Origin of the sequence: Pseudomonas sp. MWU12-2029, assembly GCF_023242425.1 — a bacterium.
GTDB lineage: Bacteria > Pseudomonadota > Gammaproteobacteria > Pseudomonadales > Pseudomonadaceae > Aquipseudomonas > Aquipseudomonas kribbensis.
Genome location: NZ_JALJDY010000027.1, coordinates 1 through 1,174, shown reverse-complemented (window position 1 = coordinate 1,174; position 1,174 = coordinate 1). Strand labels below are relative to the sequence as shown.

At 61.7% G+C, this 1,174-nt stretch carries 1 protein-coding gene; it reads right to left on the bottom strand.

The annotated features are described in order from the left end of the window. Window positions 1-1,174: type VI secretion system tip protein TssI/VgrG (tssI, locus tag M5B44_RS28760; protein ID WP_248741302.1), on the bottom strand; the 1,174-nt coding region annotated here is incomplete at both ends.

Here is a 1,174-nt window from a genome sequence, read left to right as displayed (position 1 = left end):
AAACTGTACCTTCACCCGGCCGTACTGGTCGCAGAAGATCTCTTCGCCTTCGGGCCCGGTGACCACGGCGCTTTGCGAACCGAGGACCTTGGGTTTCGGGTGATCCAGCGGCGGACGGTACGGCACGTCCCAGGGGATGGCGTTGAAGCGGTTGCGATAGCCCTGGTGAAAATCGTCTTTGTCGTCGGTGGTGTCGCTGGTCACCGACTCCTCCAGCACTTGCGGCTGCTTGCCTTCGTGAAAGATTTCCGTGAGCAGCCACAGGTCGTTCCACGTCGGATTGGCGTGGTCGGTCAGGGCCAGAAAATGCCCGCTGACGAGGATCGGCTGGTCGCTGTTGCCCTCGGCCAGGCGATAGTCGCTGCGGTGGCGTTCGAGGTTGCGGTTGGCCAGGTGCTTGCCGCGCTCGCGGTCCACGAAACGGCCCGGATAATCGTAGTCTTCCAGGTCCGGTTGGGCACTGCTTTTGGCGTCGCTTTCCAGTTCGATCTTCGGTTTGACGAAGTCGTAATCGCGCCGCGTGGTGCGGCTGGTACGGGTGGCCAGACGCAGGCCGAAACGCTTGACCACCGGTTTGTCCGCCACCAGCCCGGAGTCCTGCTGATAGGCCACGGGCGCCAGTTTCGGGAACACCGTCTGGTCATCGCCGAAGGTCAGTTTGTGGCCGCTGGACGTGTGCTGGAAGTGGTAGTGAATCCCCTCCTCTTCGCACAGGCGCTGGACGAAATGCAGATCCGATTCGTCGTACTGCGTGCAGTAGATGCGCTCCGGGTAGATCGCGCTGAGCTGGAAGTGGTAGTCGCTGGCGAGGATGCCGTGCTCTTCCAGCACCTGACTGATGATCTGCTGCACGGTCATCTGCTGGAAAATGCGCTGGTTGAAACGGTGCGCGAGGTACGAAAGCTGCGGGCGCAGCGAGATCCTGTAGCGGGTCAGGCGCTTGCCCGCCTCGCCCTGGGCGATGCTGTAGATCAGCCCGTGAATGCCGCTGCCGCTCGGCGACAGCTGAAGAAACGCCAGTTTGCGCAGCAGGCTTTCGAGGTTGATCGAGGCCTTTTCGCTGACCAGTTCCAGCTCGAATTCGAAGGGCGTGTTGAGGGCTTCTCGACCGGTGAACGACAGCACCTGGAAATCGCTGTCCGCGCCGTCGATGGTCAGATTGAAATGAGCCTGG